This is a genomic window from Pseudomonas sp. TE3895, assembly GCF_056278855.1.
In genome coordinates, this window is the sequence record NZ_JBWBQE010000001.1 from 2,846,404 (window position 1) to 2,866,966 (window position 20,563).

The 20,563-nt window shown below is 61.9% G+C and carries 17 protein-coding genes; 7 read left to right on the forward strand and 10 right to left on the reverse strand.

Features of this window, described 5'->3' with window-relative positions:
- Positions 1-65: 65 nt before the first annotated feature.
- The 5 genes from ACZ889_RS12715 to ACZ889_RS12735 form a co-directional block, all read right to left on the reverse strand.
- Positions 66-743, reverse strand: coding sequence for a NuoB/complex I 20 kDa subunit family protein (locus tag ACZ889_RS12715; RefSeq protein WP_003251429.1), 678 nt, complete (start codon positions 741-743; stop codon positions 66-68).
- 9 nt (positions 744-752) lie between these two features.
- Positions 753-1,166, reverse strand: a complete 414-nt coding sequence (locus ACZ889_RS12720) for an NADH-quinone oxidoreductase subunit A (protein WP_003251427.1) — start codon at positions 1,164-1,166, stop codon at positions 753-755.
- Positions 1,167-1,549: 383 nt separating this feature from the next.
- A complete protein-coding gene (locus ACZ889_RS12725; RefSeq protein ID WP_047603429.1) occupies positions 1,550-2,212 on the reverse strand; it encodes a lysoplasmalogenase in 663 nt (220 codons plus the stop codon).
- Positions 2,213-2,502: 290 nt separating this feature from the next.
- Positions 2,503-3,828 carry an isocitrate lyase gene (gene aceA, locus ACZ889_RS12730; RefSeq protein WP_012051772.1) on the reverse strand — a complete coding sequence of 442 codons (1,326 nt, stop codon included), beginning with the start codon at positions 3,826-3,828 and terminating at the stop codon, positions 2,503-2,505.
- A 490-nt stretch (positions 3,829-4,318) separates the two neighbouring features.
- Positions 4,319-5,083, reverse strand: coding sequence for a secretin N-terminal domain-containing protein (locus ACZ889_RS12735; protein WP_173879731.1), 765 nt, complete (start codon positions 5,081-5,083; stop codon positions 4,319-4,321).
- Positions 5,084-5,208: 125 nt separating this feature from the next.
- On the opposite strand from ACZ889_RS12735, the gene ACZ889_RS12740 reads away from it, so the two are divergent.
- From ACZ889_RS12740 to ACZ889_RS12750, 3 genes are all read left to right on the forward strand, one after another.
- Positions 5,209-6,384 (forward strand): ATP-binding protein, encoded by a 1,176-nt coding sequence (locus ACZ889_RS12740; protein ID WP_476257422.1) that lies wholly within the window; start codon positions 5,209-5,211, stop codon positions 6,382-6,384.
- Between the two features lie 52 nt (positions 6,385-6,436).
- A complete protein-coding gene (locus ACZ889_RS12745; protein ID WP_476257423.1) occupies positions 6,437-8,146 on the forward strand; it encodes a S8/S53 family peptidase in 1,710 nt (569 codons plus the stop codon).
- 83 nt (positions 8,147-8,229) lie between these two features.
- The gene (locus ACZ889_RS12750; protein WP_020191995.1) at positions 8,230-9,672 is read left to right on the forward strand and encodes a SulP family inorganic anion transporter; all 1,443 of its coding nucleotides are present in this window, start codon (positions 8,230-8,232) and stop codon (positions 9,670-9,672) included.
- A gap of 112 nt (positions 9,673-9,784) precedes the next feature.
- Here the strand turns inward: ACZ889_RS12750 and fusA are convergent, their stop codons facing one another.
- Both fusA and ACZ889_RS12760 read right to left on the reverse strand, forming a co-directional pair.
- Positions 9,785-11,896, reverse strand: a complete 2,112-nt coding sequence (gene fusA / locus ACZ889_RS12755) for an elongation factor G (RefSeq protein ID WP_020191994.1) — start codon at positions 11,894-11,896, stop codon at positions 9,785-9,787.
- 73 nt (positions 11,897-11,969) lie between these two features.
- Positions 11,970-12,395 (reverse strand): hypothetical protein, encoded by a 426-nt coding sequence (locus tag ACZ889_RS12760; protein ID WP_014755923.1) that lies wholly within the window; start codon positions 12,393-12,395, stop codon positions 11,970-11,972.
- A gap of 246 nt (positions 12,396-12,641) precedes the next feature.
- On the opposite strand from ACZ889_RS12760, the gene ACZ889_RS12765 reads away from it, so the two are divergent.
- Positions 12,642-12,944: a hypothetical protein gene (locus ACZ889_RS12765; protein WP_003251402.1), complete on the forward strand. Its 303-nt coding sequence runs from the start codon at positions 12,642-12,644 to the stop codon at positions 12,942-12,944.
- 3 nt (positions 12,945-12,947) lie between these two features.
- Here ACZ889_RS12765 and ACZ889_RS12770 read toward each other — a convergent pair whose 3' ends face one another.
- Together ACZ889_RS12770 and gcvA are read right to left on the reverse strand one after the other, a co-directional pair.
- On the reverse strand, positions 12,948-14,198 hold the full coding sequence (locus ACZ889_RS12770) for a 2-aminoadipate transaminase (protein ID WP_047604833.1): 1,251 nt from the start codon (positions 14,196-14,198) through the stop codon (positions 12,948-12,950).
- A 234-nt stretch (positions 14,199-14,432) separates the two neighbouring features.
- Complete coding sequence (gene gcvA, locus ACZ889_RS12775; protein ID WP_003251398.1) at positions 14,433-15,329, reverse strand: transcriptional regulator GcvA; 897 nt, start codon at positions 15,327-15,329, stop codon at positions 14,433-14,435.
- Between the two features lie 255 nt (positions 15,330-15,584).
- On the opposite strand from gcvA, the gene ACZ889_RS12780 reads away from it, so the two are divergent.
- The 3 genes from ACZ889_RS12780 to ACZ889_RS12790 all read left to right on the forward strand — a co-directional run bounded on the left by ACZ889_RS12780 (position 15,585) and on the right by ACZ889_RS12790 (position 18,305).
- Positions 15,585-16,967 carry an amino acid permease gene (locus ACZ889_RS12780; RefSeq protein WP_003251396.1) on the forward strand — a complete coding sequence of 461 codons (1,383 nt, stop codon included), beginning with the start codon at positions 15,585-15,587 and terminating at the stop codon, positions 16,965-16,967.
- Positions 16,968-17,024: 57 nt separating this feature from the next.
- Positions 17,025-17,522: a PaaI family thioesterase gene (locus ACZ889_RS12785; RefSeq protein ID WP_003251394.1), complete on the forward strand. Its 498-nt coding sequence runs from the start codon at positions 17,025-17,027 to the stop codon at positions 17,520-17,522.
- Positions 17,523-17,609: 87 nt separating this feature from the next.
- Positions 17,610-18,305, forward strand: coding sequence for a glutathione S-transferase N-terminal domain-containing protein (locus ACZ889_RS12790; protein ID WP_003251392.1), 696 nt, complete (start codon positions 17,610-17,612; stop codon positions 18,303-18,305).
- A gap of 619 nt (positions 18,306-18,924) precedes the next feature.
- Here ACZ889_RS12790 and ACZ889_RS12795 read toward each other — a convergent pair.
- A complete protein-coding gene (locus tag ACZ889_RS12795; protein ID WP_476257424.1) occupies positions 18,925-20,541 on the reverse strand; it encodes an inorganic phosphate transporter in 1,617 nt (538 codons plus the stop codon).
- Positions 20,542-20,563: the final 22 nt, after the last annotated feature.

Sequence of the window (20,563 nt, forward strand, 5' to 3'; positions counted from 1 at the left end):
TGGGTCAACGTTAAGAATGAAGCCAGGCCGCCGGCTCCTTCGGGAGCGGGCGGCAGGTCGCTGGATCAGACTTCGTCGGGGCTGCGCAGGTTGGTTACTGCAATGCGCTGCTCACGACGCAGGTCTTTCTGGGCTGGCATCTCGGCACGGTAAATACCTTGATCACCAACAACCCAGGAAAGCGGGCGTCGTTCTTGGCCGATCGACTCCTGCAACAGCATCAAGCCTTGCAGGAAAGCCTCAGGGCGTGGCGGGCAGCCAGGCACATAGACGTCCACGGGGAGGAACTTGTCGACCCCCTGAACGACCGAGTAGATGTCGTACATGCCACCGGAGTTGGCGCACGAGCCCATGGAAATGACCCATTTTGGTTCGAGCATCTGCTCGTACAGGCGCTGGATGATCGGCGCCATCTTCACGAAGCAGGTACCGGCGATGACCATGAAGTCGGCCTGACGCGGCGAGGCCCGGATGACTTCGGCGCCGAAGCGGGCGATGTCGTGGGGTGCCGTGAAGGCCGTGGTCATTTCCACGTAGCAGCAGGACAGGCCGAAGTTGTACGGCCAGAGGGAGTTCTTGCGGCCCCAATTGACCGCGCCACGCAGCACATCTTCAAGTTTGCCCATGAAGATGTTCTTGTGGACCTGGTCCTCTAGCAGTTGATCGGTGACGGTTTCCCGTTCACCGACCGGGTACTGCTCGTTGGGCGCATCCGGATCGATTCTGGTGAGATTGTATTGCATGCCAAAGCCTCATTGTTTCAGCTTCGCTTGCCGCTTGCGGCGACCTTCGGGAGCCCAATCAAGTGCCCCGACGCGCCATAGGTAGACAAGACCTGCCAACAGAATTGCTATGAAAACGAGTGCTTCGACGAATCCGGTCCAGCCGCTTTCGCGGACGGACACAGACCATGCAAAGAGAAAGAGGGCTTCGATATCGAAGATCACGAACAGCATCGCGACCAGATAGAATTTGGCGGACAGGCGCAGGCGCGCGCTGCCGACGGGCAGCATGCCGGATTCGAAGGGTTCGTTCTTGGCGCGGCCCCAAGCCTTGCTACCGAGCAGGCTGGACAGGCCGAGCATGAAGGCGCACAGGCCGACGACACCCAGGAGGAAGATGGCAAAGCCCCAGTTGTGGGCGATGAGTCCTGCCGAATCGGACATGCTAGAAATCCTTATACAGAGACCCAGCTCTGCAGTCTGAAATAAGTGTAGAGCGGCGACTTGGCGTCGCACATGCAGTGACCAAATGTCGCAGCCGGATCAATCGCGCTGATTTTATGGGTAAACCTGGTGCAAGTAAAATTTCTGTCGCAAATTTATTCGTAGGATTAAGTACAAAAACCGTTCGTAACTGGCTGAGAGCCTTGAAATTCGGGCATTACGCGCGGTTTTGTTAATTATGTTTCTTGCTGCAGGTAACGAATTGCAAGTCCTGTAATGATAATTAATATCATTTGAGCTGCTGCCGTTGAATTTGGCTCTTCTGTGCCTTGTAAAGTTCACCTGGCGATTCCCCCTACTTGCAATTGCAAAAAACCCTTGTTCTAGCAGCTCTCGGTCCTGCGCGCACCGCTCTGGGTCAATACTTTATCGGTTGAGCGATGACCGACTGATGAAGCGATGGCCCATTGGCCGAGCCAGTAGGCGAGGATGATCAGGTACGGTGCGGCGGCGAACGGGCTGACGAAGCGGTCGATGCCGATCAGGCTGTCGGAGAACACGAACAGGCCGGCACCCAGTGCTGCCACTCCCCCGCAGGCCAGTGCGCGCCAGAGCATGGCGCTGATGGCCAGGGCGTAGAGTGCTACCGGGATCAGCAACGGGCCGAGGCCGTGGCTGGCCAGTACACCGAGCAGCGCGATGCCTGTGATTGCGCTGAAGATCAGTGCGGGCAGGGCGGGGCGCAGGGTAATGCCGCAATAGCCGCGCAGGTAAGCAAGGTGGGCACAAAGGAAAGCAGCCAAGCCGAATACGAACAGGTCGGCGGGGATGGCCAGCAGGATGTCGCCGAGTACCGAGAAGGCCAGGCCGATCGAGATCCATGTGCGATAAGGCGAAACCGGGGTGCTGCGCAGCCAGGCAATCAAGGCCAGCACCGGGATGGGTTTGGTCATGAGGGCGAGCAGGGTGTTGTCGCTGGCCAGTGCATATAGATAGAGGGCAGCGGCGGTCAGGGCGAGAATCATCAGGTGGCTTGGACGAGGCATGGGTGGTCCTTGCTGCTGGGCTGCCACAAGCATAGCCCTGATCCGGGGTTTTGTTGTGGCCTGTACCGGCCCTTTCGCGGGTGAACCCGTTCCTGCAGCGGCCTGCGCCCAATCGCCGATGTGTGTCTCCTCCCGATCAGCGTAGGAGCGGGTTTACCCGCGAATACGGTAGCGGCGGCAACGGTGAACGGCTGGTAAAAATTGGCCAGCAGGCCCGGCCCTTGCTCGGGTAAAAACAAAGGCCCGGAGCTTTTACAAGTCCCGGGCCTTTGTTCAACCGCAACCCGCTATCAGTGGAACTGCTCTTCCTCGGTCGAGCCGGTCAGTGCAGTCACCGACGAAGCGCCGCCCTGGATCACGGTGGTCATGTCGTCGAAGTAGCCAGTGCCCACTTCCTGCTGGTGCGCCACGAAGGTGTAGCCCTTGCTGGCGTCAGCGAATTCCTGCTCCTGCAGCTTCACGTAGGCGGTCATGTCGTTGCGGGCGTAGTCGTGCGCCAGGTTGAACATGCCGTGCCACATGTTGTGGATGCCAGCCAGGGTGATGAACTGATGCTTGTAACCCATGGCCGACAATTCGCGCTGGAACTTGGCGATGGTGGCGTCGTCCAGGTTTTTCTTCCAGTTGAAGGAAGGCGAGCAGTTGTACGACAGGATCTGGTCCGGGTACTCCTTCTTGATCGCCTCGGCGAAGCGGCGGGCTTCGTCCAGGTCTGGCTTGGCAGTTTCGCACCAGATCAGGTCGGCGTACGGGGCGTAGGCCAGGCCGCGGGCAATGGCCTGATCGAGGCCGGCGCGTACCTTGTAGAAGCCTTCGCGGGTGCGCTCGCCAACCACGAACGGCTGGTCGTACGGGTCGCAGTCGCTGGTCAGCAGGTCGGCGGCGTTGGCGTCGGTACGAGCCAGGATGATGGTCGGCACGCCCGATACGTCAGCGGCCAGGCGCGCTGCTACCAGCTTCTGTACGGCTTCCTGAGTTGGCACCAGCACCTTGCCGCCCATGTGGCCGCATTTTTTCACCGAGGCCAGCTGGTCTTCGAAGTGCACGCCGGCGGCGCCTGCTTCGATCATGTTCTTCATCAGCTCGTAGGCGTTCAGTACGCCACCGAAACCGGCTTCGGCGTCGGCCACGATGGGCGCGAAGTAGTCGATGTAGCCTTCGTCGCCCGGGTTTTTGCCGGCTTTCCACTGGATCTGGTCGGCGCGGCGGAATGCGTTGTTGATGCGCTTGACCACGGTCGGTACCGAGTCGACCGGGTACAGCGACTGGTCAGGGTACATCGACTCGGCCGAGTTGTTGTCGGCGGCAACCTGCCAGCCGGACAGGTAGATGGCCTGGATGCCGGCCTTGACCTGTTGTACAGCCTGGCCGCCAGTCAGGGCGCCCATGCAGTTGACGAAATCTTTTTCGGGGCGGAAGGACGGGTGGGCACCTTCGGTGACCAGCTTCCACAGTTTTTCTGCGCCCTGACGCGCAAAGGTGTGCTCAGGTTGCACGGAGCCACGCAGGCGAACGACATCAGCGGCGGTGTAGGTACGGGTCACGCCTTTCCAGCGCGGGTTTTCGGCCCAGTCTTTCTCGAGGGCTGCAATTTGCTGTTCGCGTGTCAGTGCCATGGAAATAAACCTCGTCGCATCGATCTTGGGTTAATTGTGCTGATGCTCGGAGCAGATCAGGTGCCTGGCGGCTGTCCTGTTCGCAGGAATGCGGCGGCGAACGCGAAGGCTCGAAGGGGAAGGGTGGGCAGACCAGGCGAAGGTGTGCTCCGGCAGGTCGGCTCGTGGTTGCCTTGCTGCGGTGCGACGCGATTGCCAGTACTGCGGTGATGCGCTTCCGTCCCTCGGGACAACTTCTTCGTTGCAGTCGCAATCCCGTCGAACCGCCTTGTGGGCCGTATAGACACGAGGCGCCTCCAGGGGTGGGAGGAGTACGCCTCGAAGGCCCTTGCCAGGGCCCCTGATTAGCGGGAGCGAGGCCATCATGCCCTTGGGAAAAAGACCCTGTCAAATGTTTTGTAGTGCTTTTTTGTACTTACTACATCTTTGGTCTAATGCGACTTGGCAGTCAGTTTCAAGGCCTTTGGTCGAGGCCTTGAATTGCCTGGTATCAGTCGACAAGGTCGACTTTGACCCGCAATGTCATGTTTTCACCCCGTTGGGTGCTGTACGTATGGCTTGATGCGCTGCGATCGGCTTGGCTCTGCTGGTTGAACCCCGCCAGGGTGATCCACTCGCCGAGCTTGCCCGTGACTGTCGTGTCGGTACTTTGTACTTTCACTACATCTGCACGTTCGTGGCTGATGCGGTCATTATTACTGCTTATTTGCAGACGAACCGTTTCGCCGCTCAGGCTGGGGGTCACGTAGAAGCCTTGGGTCACGTTGCGGTATTCGGTGTTGCTCTGAATGCGCCCATAGCCGTCTGTGCTGGTGCTGGTAATGGGGATGCTCTGGCCCACCTGGATCAGTGCCGGTTGCCCTTCGCTGGCTTGTACCTGCTGCATGCCGCCGTCGCGGTTGCTGGTGCCGTAGTGAATGACGCGTGCGTTGCCGCGGTTGTCCTGGAAGTTGCTGTCGTTGTTGTCGACGCTGATCAGCAGGCGCTTGGGCGCGGTATCCAGCTGTTGCAGCAGGGCGCGCAGGTCGTCGATGCGCTCGGGGCTGGCGTTGACGATCAGTTTGTTCTCGAAGGCGCTGACCGTGCCGTCCTTGCCGATGAACGCCTGCAGGGCGGGCAGCAGTTCGGCGCTGCTGCGATGCTGAAGTGGCACCACCTCGGTGGCGGCATGGGCGGTGAGGCTGGCGACCAGCAACAGGGAGGTGAAAAGGGGGCGTAGCGGCATGTCCATGATCTCCGCAGGTGGAATCAACATGATGGCAAATTTGCTGACTTTTTGCCGGATCTGGATCACGCCGGCACTGTTGCTGACGGTCGTATTATCCTGGTTTATCTTGTAGGCTATAAATTATAGTAGGCAAGATAATTGAGGTTAATTGCATGTCTCCCGTTCGCCCGCTCCTACGCCGTCATCAGTTGGCCACCGCACTGGCCCAAGACCTGGCCGGCGAGTCGTTGGTCGATTACAGCTCGGGCATGTTCCTGGCCGCGCCCCGGCGTACGGGCAAGAGCACCTTCCTCAACAACGACTTCATACCGGAATGCGTACAGCGCGGCTGGCTACCGGTTTACGTCGACCTGTGGTCGGATCGCGACGCCGCCCCTGCGCAGCTCATCAGTGGCGCCATCGGTACTGCGCTGGCCAGATTCGAAGGTGCGCTGGCCAGGACGGCGAAAAAGGCCGGTGTCGACAAGATCAACCTGCTGCGCACCCTGAGCTGGGATTTCACCCGCCCGCAACTGCCTGCGGGTACTACCCTGGCCCAGGCGCTTGCCGTGTTGCATCAAGTGTCAGGGCAGTTGGTAGTACTGATCATCGACGAGGCTCAGCACGCCCTTAACAGCGAAGATGGCCTCAATGCGATGTTCGCGCTGAAAGCCGCGCGTGACCACCTTAACCGTGGCGACCGTCCGGACGGTTTGCGCCTGGTGTTCACGGGCTCTAGTCGCGACAAGCTGGCCAACCTGGTACTCAAGAGCAAGCAGCCATTCTTTGGTGCCAGCATCACGCCTTTTCCGTTGCTGGGGCGTGAATATGTCGAATTCATCACCGCCTTGTGGAACCGTCGCCTGGCCGACAGTAACCAGTTCAAGGTAGAGGACCTGGCATACGCGTTCGAATTGGTCGGCCGGCGCCCGGAAATGCTCAACAAACTGTTGGCCGAAGTCAGTGTCGGCCTGGGGGAGGCGGGCAACCTGGGTGAACTGCTGCGCAATGGGGCGCTGAACCATCAAGCCGGGGTGTGGAGCGACTACGAAAGCGCTTGGAACGAACTTACGCCGTTGCAGCAGGCAGTGCTAGAGGTCATGGCTGAGCGCACGCTGGGCCGGCAGCCGTTTTCCCCGTTTACCGAGCAAACCCTGGTTGAGCTCAGCCGCAAGCTGGAGCAGGCCCAGGCGGTAGCCAACGTCAACACGGCAAACGTACAGAAGGCCCTCGATGCCCTGCGCGACAAGGAGCTGGTATGGAAGGCCAATCGTGGCGAGTACGCGTTGGAGGATACTGCCATGGCCGAATGGCTCGCCCGCGACCAGGCAGTCGCCGGCCACAGGTGAACTTTGAGGTGCCCCGTAAGTCGCACTCACAGGGAGCGCGTGGGGTGATTGCATGAAGGGTGTCCTGATCTTGCTGTTATGGCTTTGCAGTCTGGGTGCACAGGCTGCAGCGGACACGCTGCGCATCAAGCAGCTGCAGCGTTGCGGCGACTTGTTCAGCGATAGCCAGCAGCGATGGTGCCTGCGTGCCGAAGGGCTCCGGGCAAATCTGCCAACGGTATGGCTCGGCGGTGCGCGGCTGTCAGAAGCCGATATCGAGCGCCAAGGTGACCGGCTAACGCTGAAACTGGCGAGACAAGCCCAGCGCAGTGCCCCGCTCTGGCTGGCCGATGGCGGCCGCACCAGCAACCCGGTATGGCTGAGCCGCCAACGCAGTCATGTGATCGCCGCAGGGCCCGATGAAGTGGCGAAGAACATGGATGGCCTGATCACCTATGTCGATCTGGTCAGCCTGTTGATCGAAGAAAAATACGACGGCCTCGGCGAGGCCCGGCGCATCGCCGGCAAATACGGCGCCCAGGTTGTCGGTGCCATACCGCCGCTGAATGTCTACCAGTTGCGCTTGCCGGTAGATGACCTGGTGCAGCGCGATGCGATGGTCCTGCGCATGGGCAGTGAAGTCAGCGTGGATGCTGTGATTGTCGAAGAGTCCGCCCCCGAGCGCGGGGAGGAGGGCAATGGGCGCAGCACCCGGGCCATCGACCAGGCGGACGAATGGGCCGCCAACCGCTTCATGGACGCGCTGTATTTCTACCGGCGCCGGATTGCCGCATCTGGCTTGCCGGTGAAGCCCGTGCGGGTCGGGGTAATCGAGCGCGAAGTGGACTTTGACGCCCCGGGGTTCAGCCATTATCGAGGGGGCTGCGAACAAGGCCAGACATGCCTCTACGCTCGCGACGGTAATCGCCCGGCAAGCCACGGCAGCCATGTCGCAGGCATTCTCGCTGCGCAGGGTGAGGGCTTTTTGCCAGGGCTGGGCAAGCACAGCCCTGGCTTCGAGGTGGTGGTAGAGCGCAACTCGGATGCCGGTATCACCGCCAACATCGCTGCCTCGGTGAACCTGGTCGAAGATGGCGTGCGGGTGCTGAACTGGAGCTGGGGCATTCACCGGGTCGGGGCACGCAATGTGAAGGGTGATGAGGTCGATTCGCTGGTGCGCTCCGGGCTGGCAATGAGTGGCTACGAGGAGTTACTTGAGGAGTTCTTCCTCTGGCTGCGCAAGGAGCACCCTGATGTGGTGGTGGTGAATTCGGCGGGCAATGGTGCGTCCTGGTCGGGGACCGATGAATATCGCCTGCCTTCGTCGTTTATCACCGAGCAATTGCTGGTAGTAGGCGGGCATCAGCGCAGTGACAAGGCTACGGCAGTTGAAGCCCACGATCACGTGCGCAAGCGTCACAGTTCCAATATCGACATGCGCGTGGACGTCAGTGCTGCTGCCTGCATACGCCCAGTGTCTGCCGAGGCTGCGCATTGCGGCACGTCGTACGCAACACCCTTGGTGACTGCCACTGTGGCGACGATGCTGTCGATCAACCCGGCACTTACCCCGGAACAGGTGCGCATGCTGTTGCGGCGCAGTGCCTTGACCCTGGGCGCCGAACAGGATTTTGAAGCGATGGATGCCGAAGACCTGACGGCGCCGATCCTGCCCTCAGAGCGTGGTGGCCGCCTGAACGACCCGGACCTGGGCCGTTCGGCGCGCCTGGACATGCAGCGTGCGCTGGACCTGGCCGTGCAGAGCCTGGAACGGGTGCGTTGAGCGGTGGCCGCTGTCAGACAAATTCCGTAACATCGCGCCCCTCGTTTTTCTATCGTCCGTCAGGACTGCACCACAGGAAGCCCATGAAGCCCGCCCGACTACGCGCCGACCTGCTCGCCGGCCTCACCACCTCGTTTGCCTTGGTCCCCGAGTGCATCGCCTTTGCTCTGGTGGCCCATCTCAACCCGCTGATGGGCCTGTATGGCGCGTTCATCATTTGTACCCTGACGGCGCTGTTCGGCGGGCGGCCGGGGATGATCTCAGGCGCTGCCGGCTCGATGGCGGTGGTGATCGTCGCCTTGGTGGTGCAGCACGGCGTGCAGTACCTGCTGGCCACGGTGCTGCTGGGCGGTGTGGTGATGATCCTGTTCGGCCTGCTGCGTCTGGGCAAACTGGTGCGCCTGGTGCCATACCCGGTCATGCTTGGCTTCGTGAACGGCCTGGCCATCGTCATCGCCATGGCTCAGCTGGAGCATTTCAAGGACGGCGAACACTGGCTCAGTGGCACGCCGCTGTACCTGATGATCGGCCTGGTCGCGCTGACCATGGCGGTGGTTTATGTGCTGCCGAAACTGACCCGTGCGGTGCCGCCGGCCCTGGTGGCGATCCTCGGTGTTGGCCTGCTGGTGTACGTGCTCGGGCTGCCTACCCGCACCCTGGGCGACATGGCGCACATCGCCGGTGGCCTGCCGGGGCTGGCACTGCCGGATGTGCCCTGGAATCTGGAAACCCTGAAGATCATCGCCCCCTACGCGGTGCTGATGGCCATGGTCGGCCTGCTGGAAACCCTGCTCACCCTCAACCTGACCGATGAGATCACCGAGAGCCGTGGCTTCCCGGACCGCGAGTGTGTGGCATTGGGCGCTGCGAACATGGTGTCGGGCCTGTGCGGCGGCATGGGCGGCTGCGCGATGATCGGGCAGACGGTGATCAACCTCAGCTCCAATGGCCGGGGCCGGTTGTCGGGGGTAGTGGCCGGGGTGATGATTCTGCTGTTCGTGCTGTTCCTGTCGCCGCTGATCGAGCGCATTCCCCTGGCGGCGCTGGTTGGGGTGATGTTCGTGGTGGCCCAGCAGACCTTTGCCTGGGCGTCGTTGCGGGTGTTGCACAAGGTGCCGGTGAATGATGTGCTGGCGATCGTTGCGGTGACTGTGGTCACGGTGCTCACCGACCTGGCCATGGCAGTGCTGTTCGGTATCATCATCGCGGCGCTCAACTTTGCCTGGCAGCATGCGCGGGAGCTGTATGCCGACACCCATGAGGACGCGGAGGGCGGCAAGCGTTATCAACTGCATGGCACGCTGTTCTTTGCCTCGACCACCTCGTTCCTCAACCAGTTCGACACGGCCGGGGACCCGGCCCAGGTCACGCTGGATTGCCAGCATTTGAGCTTTGTCGACTATTCGGCGGTTGCGGCGCTGAAAACCCTGCGCGAGCGCTATGCCAAGGCGGGCAAGCATTTGCGCGTGGTGCATTTGTCCGAGCGGTGCAAGAAGCTGTTGAAGCGGGCGGGCGAGCAGCACTGAAAACTGTTGGTGTCTGTGTCGGTTTCTTCGCGGGTAAACCCGCGCCTACGGGGGATCGCATACCCCTGTAGGCGCGGGTTTACCCGCGAAGAGGCCGGCACAGGAGAACCACTTACTCTCCGCGGCTCTTCTTGACGATGCCATCGGCAATGCTCGCCGGGGCCTCGGCATAGCGGGTGAATTCCATCGAGAAGCTGGCCCGGCCCTGGGTCATCGAGCGCATCGAGGTGGCGTAGCCGAACATTTCACCCAGCGGCACTTCGGCACGTATCACCTTGCCAGCCGGTGTTTCATCACCGTCCTGGATCATGCCGCGACGTCGGCTCAAGTCGCCGAGGATGTCGCCCTGATATTCCTCGGGCGTCACCACCTCTACCTTCATCACCGGCTCCAGCAACACTGCGCCGCCTTTCTGCGACAACTGCTTGGTGGCCATTGACGCGGCGATCTTGTAGGCCATCTCGTTGGAGTCGACATCGTGGTACGAGCCATCGAACACGGCGGCCTTGAGGTTGATCAGGGGGTAGCCGGCAAGCACGCCGTTCTTCATTTGCTCTTCGATACCCTTCTGGATTGCCGGGATGTACTCGCGGGGTACCACGCCGCCGACGATCTCGTTGATGAACTCCAGGCCTTCTTTGCCTTCATCACCGGGGGCGAAACGGATCCAGCAATGGCCGTATTGGCCACGGCCACCGGACTGGCGCACGAAACGCCCCTCGATCTCGCAGGTATTGCGGATTTTTTCCCGGTAGGCCACCTGCGGCTTACCGATGTTGGCCTCGACGTTGAACTCGCGGCGCATGCGGTCGACGATGATATCCAGGTGCAGCTCGCCCATGCCCGAGATGATGGTCTGGCCAGTCTCTTCATCGGTACGCACGCGGAATGAGGGGTCTTCCTGGGCCAGCTTGCCCAGCGCGATCCCCATTTTTTCCTGGTCGGCCTTGGTTTTCGGCTCTACTGCGACGGAAATCACCGGGTCGGGGAAGTCCATGCGTTCGAGAATGATCGGCTTGTCCATGTCGCACAGGGTGTCACCGGTGGTCACGTCTTTCATGCCGATCAGCGCGGCGATATCGCCGGCACACACGTCCTTGATTTCTGCGCGCTGGTTGGCGTGCATCTGCACCATGCGGCCGATGCGTTCCTTCTTGCCTTTGACCGAGTTGAGTACCGCATTGCCTGAACTGAGCACGCCGGAATAAACGCGGGCGAAGGTGAGGGTGCCGACGAACGGGTCGGTGGCGATCTTGAAAGCCAGTGCCGAGAACGGCTCTTTGTCGTCGGCGTGCCGTTCCAGGTGCTTTTCTTCATCATCCGGGTCGGTGCCGCGGATGGCAGGAATTTCCGACGGGGCGGGCAGGTAGTCGATCACCGCGTCGAGCATCAGCGGCACGCCCTTGTTCTTGAACGATGAGCCGAGGATGGTCGGCACGATTTCGTTGGCGATGGTGCGCTGGCGCAACCCGGCCTTGATCTCTTCGATGCTCAGCTCCTCGCCATCGAGAAACTTCATGGTCAGCTCGTCATTGGCCTCGGCCGCAGCTTCGATCATGTGCGCGCGCCATTCGTCGGCAAGCTTCTGCAGATCGGCGGGAATATCTTCTTCGCGGTAACTGGTGCCCTGGTCGGCATCGTTCCAGTAGATGGCCTTCATCTTCACCAGGTCGATCTGGCCCATGAAGTTTTCTTCGCTGCCGATGGCCAGCTGGATGGGTACCGGGTGGTGCCCCAGGCGCTGATCGATTTGCTTGACCACGCGCAGGAAGTCGGCCCCCTGGCGGTCCATCTTGTTGATGTAGGCCAAGCGTGGCACGTGGTACTTGTTGGCCTGGCGCCAGACTGTCTCGGACTGCGGCTCGACGCCGTCAGCGCCGCTGAATACCACGACCGCGCCATCGAGCACGCGCAATGAACGCTCCACCTCGATGGTGAAATCGACGTGGCCTGGGGTGTCGATGATGTTGAAACGGTACTTGTGGGCGAACTGCTTGGTCGAGCCTTGCCAGAACGCTGTGGTCGCCGCCGAGGTGATGGTGATGCCGCGTTCCTGCTCCTGGGCCATCCAGTCCATGGTCGCCGCGCCATCGTGCACTTCGCCCATCTTGTGGTTGACCCCGGTGTAGAACAGGATCCGCTCGGTGGTCGTGGTCTTGCCGGCATCCACGTGGGCGACGATGCCGATATTGCGGTACAGCTCGATGGGCGTTGTGCGGGCCATGGCGGACTACCTGTGGGTGGACGGATTCCACCAAGTTAGCAGACCGGTGGAATCCTGCCCTGCCACCGGGCCGTCAGTCGGCCTGGGCTTGCAGCATCCACTGGCCATCCACTTCACGGGCCAGGCCGCTGGCCGGCAGCAAGGCTAGCAGGCGCGTGTGCAGGGCGGCCTCGGTGAAGGTCTTGAGGGTGGTCAGGTCCAGCGCGCCGACCAGGTTGAGATCAGCCTTGGTGTACGACAGCCAGGCTTTTTTCAACACCTGGGCGACGTCGCTGCCGGCGGTAGTGGCGAACCGGCGGTGCCACTGGCGGCCTTCGAAGGTGAAGTTGTGCGCGTGGCTGTAGGTGCTTTGGTCGGCGCCTTCTACGCAGCGGTGGCAGCGGCATGGGCCCTCGCCGAAGGCATTGCGCAGGTAGCTGTTGAAGTCCACGACGGGCTTGAGGGACAGGCGTTTGTCGACTTCGAACAGGTCGGCGATCAGGGGTTCTTCGGCGCTCACTCGGGATCCTCGTGTGGTGTGGCGTGCATCGGCCGGCACCCTAACAGATCGGGGCATTCAGATCACCTGTTGCAGGCCCGGCTCTTCCCAGGCAGACCCGCCCCGCACAGGTACCCTGCATACCCCAAGCAACATGCGATCCCTGTGGGAGCGGGCGTGCCCGCGAAGAGGCCAGTAGAGACAACAGAGACGGCCTGCCGTACTCTACGCGCCCGTACGCCTATACACCCACCGAGGTAACCCCGTTTGAGCATCAAGTACCCGTACATCGCCACCGTGACCATCAGCGCTGAAGACCGTGGCGGAGATACCGAGGCTTCGGAAAACCCCAGGATGCGCGTGGGCCTGGAAGCGGTGACCGAAACCCTGAAGAAGGTGCATTTCGTCGGTACGCTCGCGGCCCCTGAGAAACCGGCCACGCACATTTGCGTAACCCTGGAGAACGGCCTGACCTATTACGGCCCGATCGTCAACGGCCATGCCGAACTGGAAGGCGGCTGGATCGCCTTCGAGTCCGACATGCTTACCCCGGAAGAACTCGGCCTGTAAGCCTCAGTTCAGTTCTGCCAGGCACTGCTCGAGGATATCCAGCCCTTCCTCGAGCACCTCGGCCTCGATGGTCAACGGTGCCAGCAGGCGAATGATGTGCCGCGCCTTGCCGCTGGGCATCAGCAGCAGGCCCTTGGCGCGGGCCGCTTCCATCACCTTGGCCAGTTGTGCCGGTGCCGGGCTGCCATCTGCATTGGCGAACTCGATCCCTCGCATGGCGCCCACGCCGGTCAGGCGGCCGATGTACGGGCTCAGGCCCGAAGCCTTCCAGCGCTCATAACGGCTGACGATGGCCTGTTCCTGCCGTTCACCCCAGGTTGCAACGTTTTCGTCGGTCATCTGCGCCAGGCTGGCCAAGGCCGCCGCACAGGCAATCGGGTTGCCCGAATAGGTGCCACCCAGGCCGCCCTTGGGCAGCGCCGCCATCAATTCCTTGCGCCCGACCACTGCACCCAGCGGCATACCGCCAGCGATGCTCTTGGCCAGCAGCAGCAGGTCGGGCTCGATGCCCAGGCGCGGAAACGCGAAGCGCTGGCCGGTGCGGCCGAAGCCCGACTGGATCTCGTCGATGATGATCAGGATGCCACGCTCGTCGCAGAAGCGGCGCAGGGCCTGGGCGAAGGCCGGGTCCAGGGCAAGGAAGCCGCCTTCACCCTGCACCGGCTCGAAGATGAACGCCGCGACGTCCTCCACCGCCAGCTCGACGCTGAACAGGCGGTCCATGGCCTTGAGCGCTTGCTCGCAGGTAACTCCGGTATCCGCGCTGGGGTAGGGCAGGTGATACACCGGCCCGGGCAGTTCGCCGACCCGCTGCTTGTAGGGGGCGACCTTGCCATTGAGGTTCAGGGTGGCCAGGGTGCGGCCATGGAAGCCGCCGTCGAACGCGATGATGGCGCGTTTGCCGGTGGCGCCGCGGGCCACTTTCAGGGCGTTTTCCGCCGCTTCCGCGCCGCTGTTGGTGAGCATGCCGGCCAGTGGGTAGCTGACTGGCACAAACTGGCTCAGTTGCTCCATCAGGGCCAGGTACGGGCCGTGAGGGGCCGCGTTGAAGGCGTAGTGGGTCAGGCGGGTGGCCTGAGCCTGGATGGCCTCGACCACAGCGGGGTTGCAGTGGCCCAGGTTGAGCACGCCGATACCGCCGACGAAGTCGATGTAACGTTTGCCGTCAGTGTCCCAGACTTCGGCATTACGGCCATGGGAAAGTGTGATCGGGTGAACGATGGCAATGGATTGGCTGATACTTTCCTGGTTCATGGGGCACGCGGACCTTGTTCGAGTTTCTTATTATCCAAGCGTGTCGGCGGGTTATTCCGCAAACGAATTATTCGATTGCGATCATTCCATGGATTCGTGATCTGGGCGGTTTTTTGGGTCGGCTGTGCCGGCCTCTTCGCGGGCAAGCCCGCTCCTACGGAGGGCGCATGACATCAGGGCTGTGGCAGGTCTGCAGGAGCGGGCGTGTTTGCGAGAAGGCCGGGGCAGGTCAAATCAGTCCCCTTCAGCCACCCGTTCCCGAATCCACTGCACGAAGGCCCTGATCTTGGGCACTTCGGCCGCATGCTCGGCATGCGCAATGAAGTGCCTCCCGTTGCTTGCCACAGGGTGGTCCCAGGCCACCACCAGCTTGCCTTCGCTCAGCTCTTCGGCCACCAGATAGCGGGGAATCAGGGCTATGCCGCAGCCGGAGATGGCCGCGCGGATACACAGGTAGAACGTGTCGAAGCGCGGCCCGTGGTAGCTGTTCTGGCTATGCAAGCCAAGCCCCAGGAACCACTCATGCCAGGCCTCCGGCCGTGACACGCATTGCAACAGGCGGTGCTCAGTCAGCGCCTGGGCGCTGTCGAAACGGTGACTGGCCAGCAGCTGCGGGCTGCACACCGGCACCACTTCTTCGCTGAACAACTCGATGCAGGTCGCCCCGGGCCAGGTGCCCTGGCCGAAGAAAAAGGCGACGTCAGCCTTGGCCTGTACCAGGTCGAATGGCTCCAGCTCGTTGCGCACATCCAGGTGAATGCGTGGGTAGCGGTCACCAAAACCCTTGAGCCTGGGCACCAGCCAGCGGGCGCCGAAGGTCGGCTGGGTGGCGATGCGCAGCACTTCGGTTTCGTCGCCGTAGCTGAGGATGTAGCGGCTGGATATGTCGATCTGGGTGAGGATCTTGTTCACTTCGGTGAGGTACAGCGCGCCGGCCGGGGTCAGGTGCAGGCGCCGGCGAATGCGCTGGAACAGCGAGTGCGAAAGCATGTCCTCAAGCTGCGCGACCTGCTTGCTGACGGCGCTCTGGGTCAGGTGCAGTTCCTGGGCCGCGCGGGTGAAGCTGAGGTGGCGAGCGGCCGCTTCGAAGCACTGAAGGGCGGTGGTCGAAGGCATCAGGCGTTTGGACATGACGGGCGAATACCGAGCAAAAAAGGAAGGAGTTCATTCCATAAAGGAATTATGTGGTTCGAAAAGGTCGTTTGTTGACCCCGGCCTATAGATTAATACTGACCTGGATCAACGATTACAACCGGTCATGCGAAGAGGAGGTCAATACCCGCTTCGGTCATCTGCAAAACAACAACAACACACATCAGAAATTTATAAGAATTCTGCTCAGACCTTCAGCCGCTTTGCTGCGGCCGACCCATTCGAGGGTTCTTCATGGCTTCGCAAGACAACAAGAAACAGCGCTCACTGCAGCACGGCCTGACTTCCCGTCAGGTTTCCATGATCTCCATTGCCGGCATCATCGGCGCCGGGCTGTTCATCGGGTCCTCCAACGCCATTGCCACCGCCGGCCCGGCCATCCTCATCTCCTACGCCATGACTGGCCTGCTGGTCTTGCTGGTGATGCGCATGCTGGGTGAAATGGCCATCGCAAACCCCAACAGCGGCTCTTTTTCCACCTACGCCTCGGAGGCCATCGGGCCTTGGGCGGGCTTTACCATTGGCTGGCTGTACTGGTGGTTCTGGGTGTTGATCATTCCGGTGGAAGCCATTGCCGGTGCTGACATCCTGCATGCCTACTTCCCTGGCGTGCCGTCCTGGCTGTTCGCCTTCCTGATCATGCTGGTGCTGTCGGGCACCAACCTGGTCAGCGTGAAGAACTTCGGTGCTTTCGAGTACTGGTTCGCGTTGGTCAAGGTGGTCGCGATTATTGGCTTCATCGGGGTGTGCACCTTGGCGGTGTTCGGTTTCTGGCCGCTGGCCGAGGTCTCCGGGGTCAGCCGACTGTGGGACAGCGGTGGTTTCATGCCCAATGGGTTCGGGACGGTGCTTGGGGGCGTGCTGATCACCATCTTCTCGTTCTTCGGTGCCGAAATCGTCACCATCGCGGCGGACGAAACCGCCAACCCGAAAGACAAGATTCGCCGCGCCACCAACCTGGTGGTGTACCGCATCGCCATTTTCTACCTGGCGTCGATCTTCCTGGTGGTGTCGCTGGTGGCCTGGAACGACCCCGGGCTGAAAGCAGTAGGGTCGTTCCAGCGTGTACTGGAAGTGCTGAACGTGCCGGGCGCCAAGTTGCTGGTTGACCTGGTGGTGCTGGTGGCGGTGACAAGTTGCATGAACTCGGGGCTGTACACGGCGTCGCGCATGCTCTATTCGCTTGGCGCGCGTGGCCAGGCGCTGAGCGTGACCAAGCGCATCTCCGGTTCCGGCGTGCCGACCGTGGCAGTGATCTTCTCGACCCTGGCGGGTTTCGCTGGCTGCCTCGTCAACTATGTGTTCCCGGGCAAGGTGTTTGGCTTCCTGCTGTCGACCACTGGCGCCATCGCTTTGCTGGTGTACCTGGTCATTGCCGTGTCGCAGCTGCGCATGCGTGCCCGTGCCGAGCGTGAAGGGCGCCCGCTGGAACTGAAGATGTGGCTGTTCCCATGGCTGACCTGGCTGGTGATCGGCACCATCGTCATGGTGCTGGGCTACATGCTGTTCAGCGATGCCTACCGCTATGAGACGCTGATGACTGCCGGGGTGACCGCGTTCATCCTGCTGGTTTCGCTGACCCAGCGGCGTACGAAGATGGTTGCCCAGACGGTCTGATGTTTCTGCTTTAATGGGGGCGTTGCGCGCCCCCATTCCAACAAGCACAGGAAGCGTATGACTGATCACACACTTTCCCTTCAAGCCCTCGCGGCCCCTGAGGGTACTTGCTATGGCTGCGGCTGTTCCCACCCCAGCGGCCTGCACCTGCAAAGCCACTGGGACGCCGACGGTGTTCACCTGGTGTGCCGGCACTCGCCCGACAGCACCTTCATTGGCTGGCCTGGCCTGGTTTACGGTGGCCTGCTGGCGATGCTGGTCGACTGCCACTCCAACTGGACGGCGATGGCCTACCACTACCGTAACGAAGGCCGAGAACCGGGCAGCCTGCCGCGTATCGACTGCGTTACCGGCACGCTCAACCTGACCTACCTGAAACCTACGCCGATGGGTGTCGAGCTGTTGCTCAAGGCGCGTGTCGAAGGCGAAGTGGGGCGCAAGAGCCGGGTCATCTGCGAAGTCTGGGCAGAGGATGTACTGACGGTGACGGCCGACTCCGTGTTTGTCCGCGTCGATACCGAAAAGCTCAAGCTCAAGGCCCACGGCCAGGCCTGAGCTGCCAACGCTGATGAGTGGTCGGTGATGGTCAGCGGCTGGGGATGTCTCTAGAGTGACAGGTTCATTCCCTTGGCAAGGTTGATCATGACCGAACTCAGTGCTTTCCCCATTACCCGCAAATGGCCCGCCAAACATCCCGAACGCCTGCAGTTGTACTCGCTGCCGACGCCCAACGGGGTGAAGGTGTCGATCATGCTCGAAGAGATTGGCTTGGCTTACGAGGCGCACAAGGTCAGCTTCGACAACGATGACCAATTGAGCCCCGAGTTCATCTCGCTCAGCGCGAACAACAAGATCCCCGCCATCCTCGACCCGAACGGGCCGGGCGGTCAGCCGCTGCCGCTGTTCGAGTCGGGGGCGATCTTGCAGTACCTGGCGGAGAAGAGCGGCCAGCTGCTCAGCCAGGACCCCGCCCAGCGCTACCAGACCCTGCAGTGGCTGATGTTCCAGATGGGCGGCATCGGGCCGATGTTCGGCCAGGTCGGGTTCTTCCATTTCTTTGCGGGCAAGGAATATGAAGACAAGCGCCCGCGCGACCGCTATGTCAACGAGTCCAAGCGGCTGCTGGGCGTGCTGGATCGGCATTTGAAAGGTCGGCAGTGGATGGCTGAGGAATACAGCATCGCCGACATCGCCATCTTCCCTTGGGTGCGTAACCTGGTGGAGCGCTACAACGCCCGTGACCTGGTGGGCTTCGACCAGTTCAAGGAAGTGCAGCGCGTGCTGGCGAATTTCCTCGAACGGCCAGCCGTGCAGCGTGGCCTGAAAATCCCGGGCTGATCAACCTGTGTAGGGACAACTGCCTTGTGCAAACGTTGAAAGGCCTGCGCGGTCGCCCGTAGGCGCGGGTTCGCCCGCGAAAGGGCCGGGCCTGCTGGCCAATCTCCACCCGCCGTTCACCGGTGCCGCCGCTACCGTATTCGCGGGTAAACCCGCTCCTACGCAGATCGGTGGTGGACACGCATCTGGGGTCGGACTCAGGTCGTCGTAGGAGCGGGTTCACCCGCGAAAGGGCCGGGCCTGCAGGCCAATCTCCACCCGCCGTTCACGGTTGCCGCCGCTACCGTATTCGCGGGTAAACCCGCTCCTACCACGGTGGCGGACACATGCCGGAGATTGGGCGCAGGTCGTCGTAGGAGCGGGTTTGCCCGCGAAAGGGCCGGGCCTGCTGGCCAATCTCCACCCGCCGTTCACGGTTGTCGCCGCTCCCGTATTCGCGGGTAAGCCCGCTCCTACCACGGTGGCGGACACATGCCGGAGATTGGACGCAGGTCGTCGTAGGAGCGGGTTTACCCGCGAAAGGGCCGGGCCTGCTGGCCGATCTCCACCCGCCGTTCACCGTTGCCGCCGCTACCGTATTCGCGGGTAAACCCGCTCCTACAGAAGGCGGCGTACAGATTTAGAAGATGTGGTTCAGCAACCAGTACAGGCTGCCAGCCAACAGCATTGCCGCTGGCAGGGTCAGCACCCAGGCCATCAGCAGATTGAACAACGTGCGTTTCTGAATCCCCGACCCATTGGCGACCATGGCGCCGGCCACCCCCGAACTCAGCACATGCGTGGTCGACACCGGCAACCCGAACATATCCGCCGCGCCAATGGTGCACATCGCCACCACTTCAGCCGATGCGCCTTGGGCATAGCTGAGGTGGGTCTTGCCGATCTTCTCGCCAACGGTGACCACAATACGCCGCCAGCCAACCATGGTCCCCAGCCCGAGCGCGATGGCTACAGCCACCTTCACCCACAACGGAATATAGCGGGTGGCGTCGTCCAGCTGGGCCTTGAACAACAGCACTTGGCTGCGGGTGTCGGCATCGAATGTCACCAGGTGGTTTTTCTCCATGAGGCGGATGGCTTCACTGGTCAGGTACATGTCGTTGCGCACGTTGGCCATGGCTGCAGCCGGTACGCGTTTGAGCGAGCCATAGCCTTTGACCTCTTCGCCGATCATCCCGGTCAGCGCCGCCAATGCCGGTACCAGGTGCGGGCTGGCCTTGGGCTGGGCAATGAACAGGGTAAGCACCTGGCGCGGGTCATCCGGGGCCGCTTGCGGGTTGCTGCGCACCAGTGCCTGGCGGGTCACCTCGGCGACGGCGGAAAACTGCAGGGCCTGCGCGTTGGGCATGGTCTTGTTCAGCGCATAGGCCATCGGCAGGGTGCCGACCAGAATCAGCATGATCAGCCCCATGCCTTTCTGGCCATCGTTGGAGCCGTGGGCAAAAGAGACCCCGGTGCACGTCAGAATCAGTAGGCTGCGGATCCACCACGGTGGCGGTGTTTGGCCTTCCGGTGCCTGGTAAAGCGCCTTGCGTTTGACCAGCGCGCGCAGGGCCAGCAGCAGCAGGGCTGCACAAGCAAAACCGATCAGCGGTGAGAACAGCAGGGCATAACCCACCTTGCTGGCCTGGGCCCAGTCCACGCCGCTGGTGCCGTCACGCCCATGCATCAGCGCATTGGCCACGCCCACGCCGATGATCGAGCCGATCAGGGTGTGCGAGGACGATGCCGGCAGGCCCAGCCACCAAGTGCCAAGGTTCCAAATGATCGCCGCCAGCAGCAGGGCGAAGACCATGGCGAAGCCGGCCGAAGAACCCACCTGTAGAATCAGTTCTACCGGTAGCAAGGCGATGATGCCGAAGGCCACCGCGCCACTGGAAAAAAGCACGCCCAGGAAATTGCACAGCCCAGACCACACCACTGCGACCGGCGCCGGCAATGAATGGGTGTATATCACGGTGGCTACCGCGTTGGCGGTGTCGTGGAAGCCGTTGACGAACTCGAAGCCCAGGGCAATCACCAGCGCCAGGCCCAGCAGAAGGAACGGTGTGGCTGTGGTGATGACCGTACCGCTTGCGGTCACATCCTGCTTGAGGCTCCAGGCGGTGTAGGCGATACCCGCCAGCAGCAGGCTGAAGAACAACGTTAAGGTGGCACGCCCAGGTTTGTGGGAGAGCTGCGGGCGAGCGTCGTGTTTGGCCAGTAGTGGGCCGCTGGCCACTGACGGGGTTGCCATGGGGGCTCCGGTTGGCGTTGGG

Bases quoted from the DNA above. Each gene is read 5' to 3' on its own strand.
- ACZ889_RS12715 (WP_003251429.1), bottom strand. From the start codon at position 743: ATGCAATACAATCTCACCAGAATCGATCCGGATGCGCCCAACGAGCAG.
- ACZ889_RS12770 (WP_047604833.1), bottom strand. From the start codon at position 14,198: ATGAACCAGGAAAGTATCAGCCAATCCATTGCCATCGTTCACCCGATC.
- ACZ889_RS12785 (WP_003251394.1), top strand. From the start codon at position 17,025: ATGACTGATCACACACTTTCCCTTCAAGCCCTCGCGGCCCCTGAGGGT.
- ACZ889_RS12790 (WP_003251392.1), top strand. From the start codon at position 17,610: ATGACCGAACTCAGTGCTTTCCCCATTACCCGCAAATGGCCCGCCAAA.
- aceA (WP_012051772.1), bottom strand. From the start codon at position 3,828: ATGGCACTGACACGCGAACAGCAAATTGCAGCCCTCGAGAAAGACTGG.
- ACZ889_RS12795 (WP_476257424.1), bottom strand. From the start codon at position 20,541: ATGGCAACCCCGTCAGTGGCCAGCGGCCCACTACTGGCCAAACACGAC.
- ACZ889_RS12735 (WP_173879731.1), bottom strand. From the start codon at position 5,083: ATGTTGATTCCACCTGCGGAGATCATGGACATGCCGCTACGCCCCCTT.
- ACZ889_RS12720 (WP_003251427.1), bottom strand. From the start codon at position 1,166: ATGTCCGATTCGGCAGGACTCATCGCCCACAACTGGGGCTTTGCCATC.
- ACZ889_RS12750 (WP_020191995.1), top strand. From the start codon at position 8,230: ATGAAGCCCGCCCGACTACGCGCCGACCTGCTCGCCGGCCTCACCACC.
- ACZ889_RS12745 (WP_476257423.1), top strand. From the start codon at position 6,437: ATGAAGGGTGTCCTGATCTTGCTGTTATGGCTTTGCAGTCTGGGTGCA.
- gcvA (WP_003251398.1), bottom strand. From the start codon at position 15,329: ATGTCCAAACGCCTGATGCCTTCGACCACCGCCCTTCAGTGCTTCGAA.
- ACZ889_RS12780 (WP_003251396.1), top strand. From the start codon at position 15,585: ATGGCTTCGCAAGACAACAAGAAACAGCGCTCACTGCAGCACGGCCTG.
- fusA (WP_020191994.1), bottom strand. From the start codon at position 11,896: ATGGCCCGCACAACGCCCATCGAGCTGTACCGCAATATCGGCATCGTC.
- ACZ889_RS12740 (WP_476257422.1), top strand. From the start codon at position 5,209: ATGTCTCCCGTTCGCCCGCTCCTACGCCGTCATCAGTTGGCCACCGCA.
- ACZ889_RS12725 (WP_047603429.1), bottom strand. From the start codon at position 2,212: ATGCCTCGTCCAAGCCACCTGATGATTCTCGCCCTGACCGCCGCTGCC.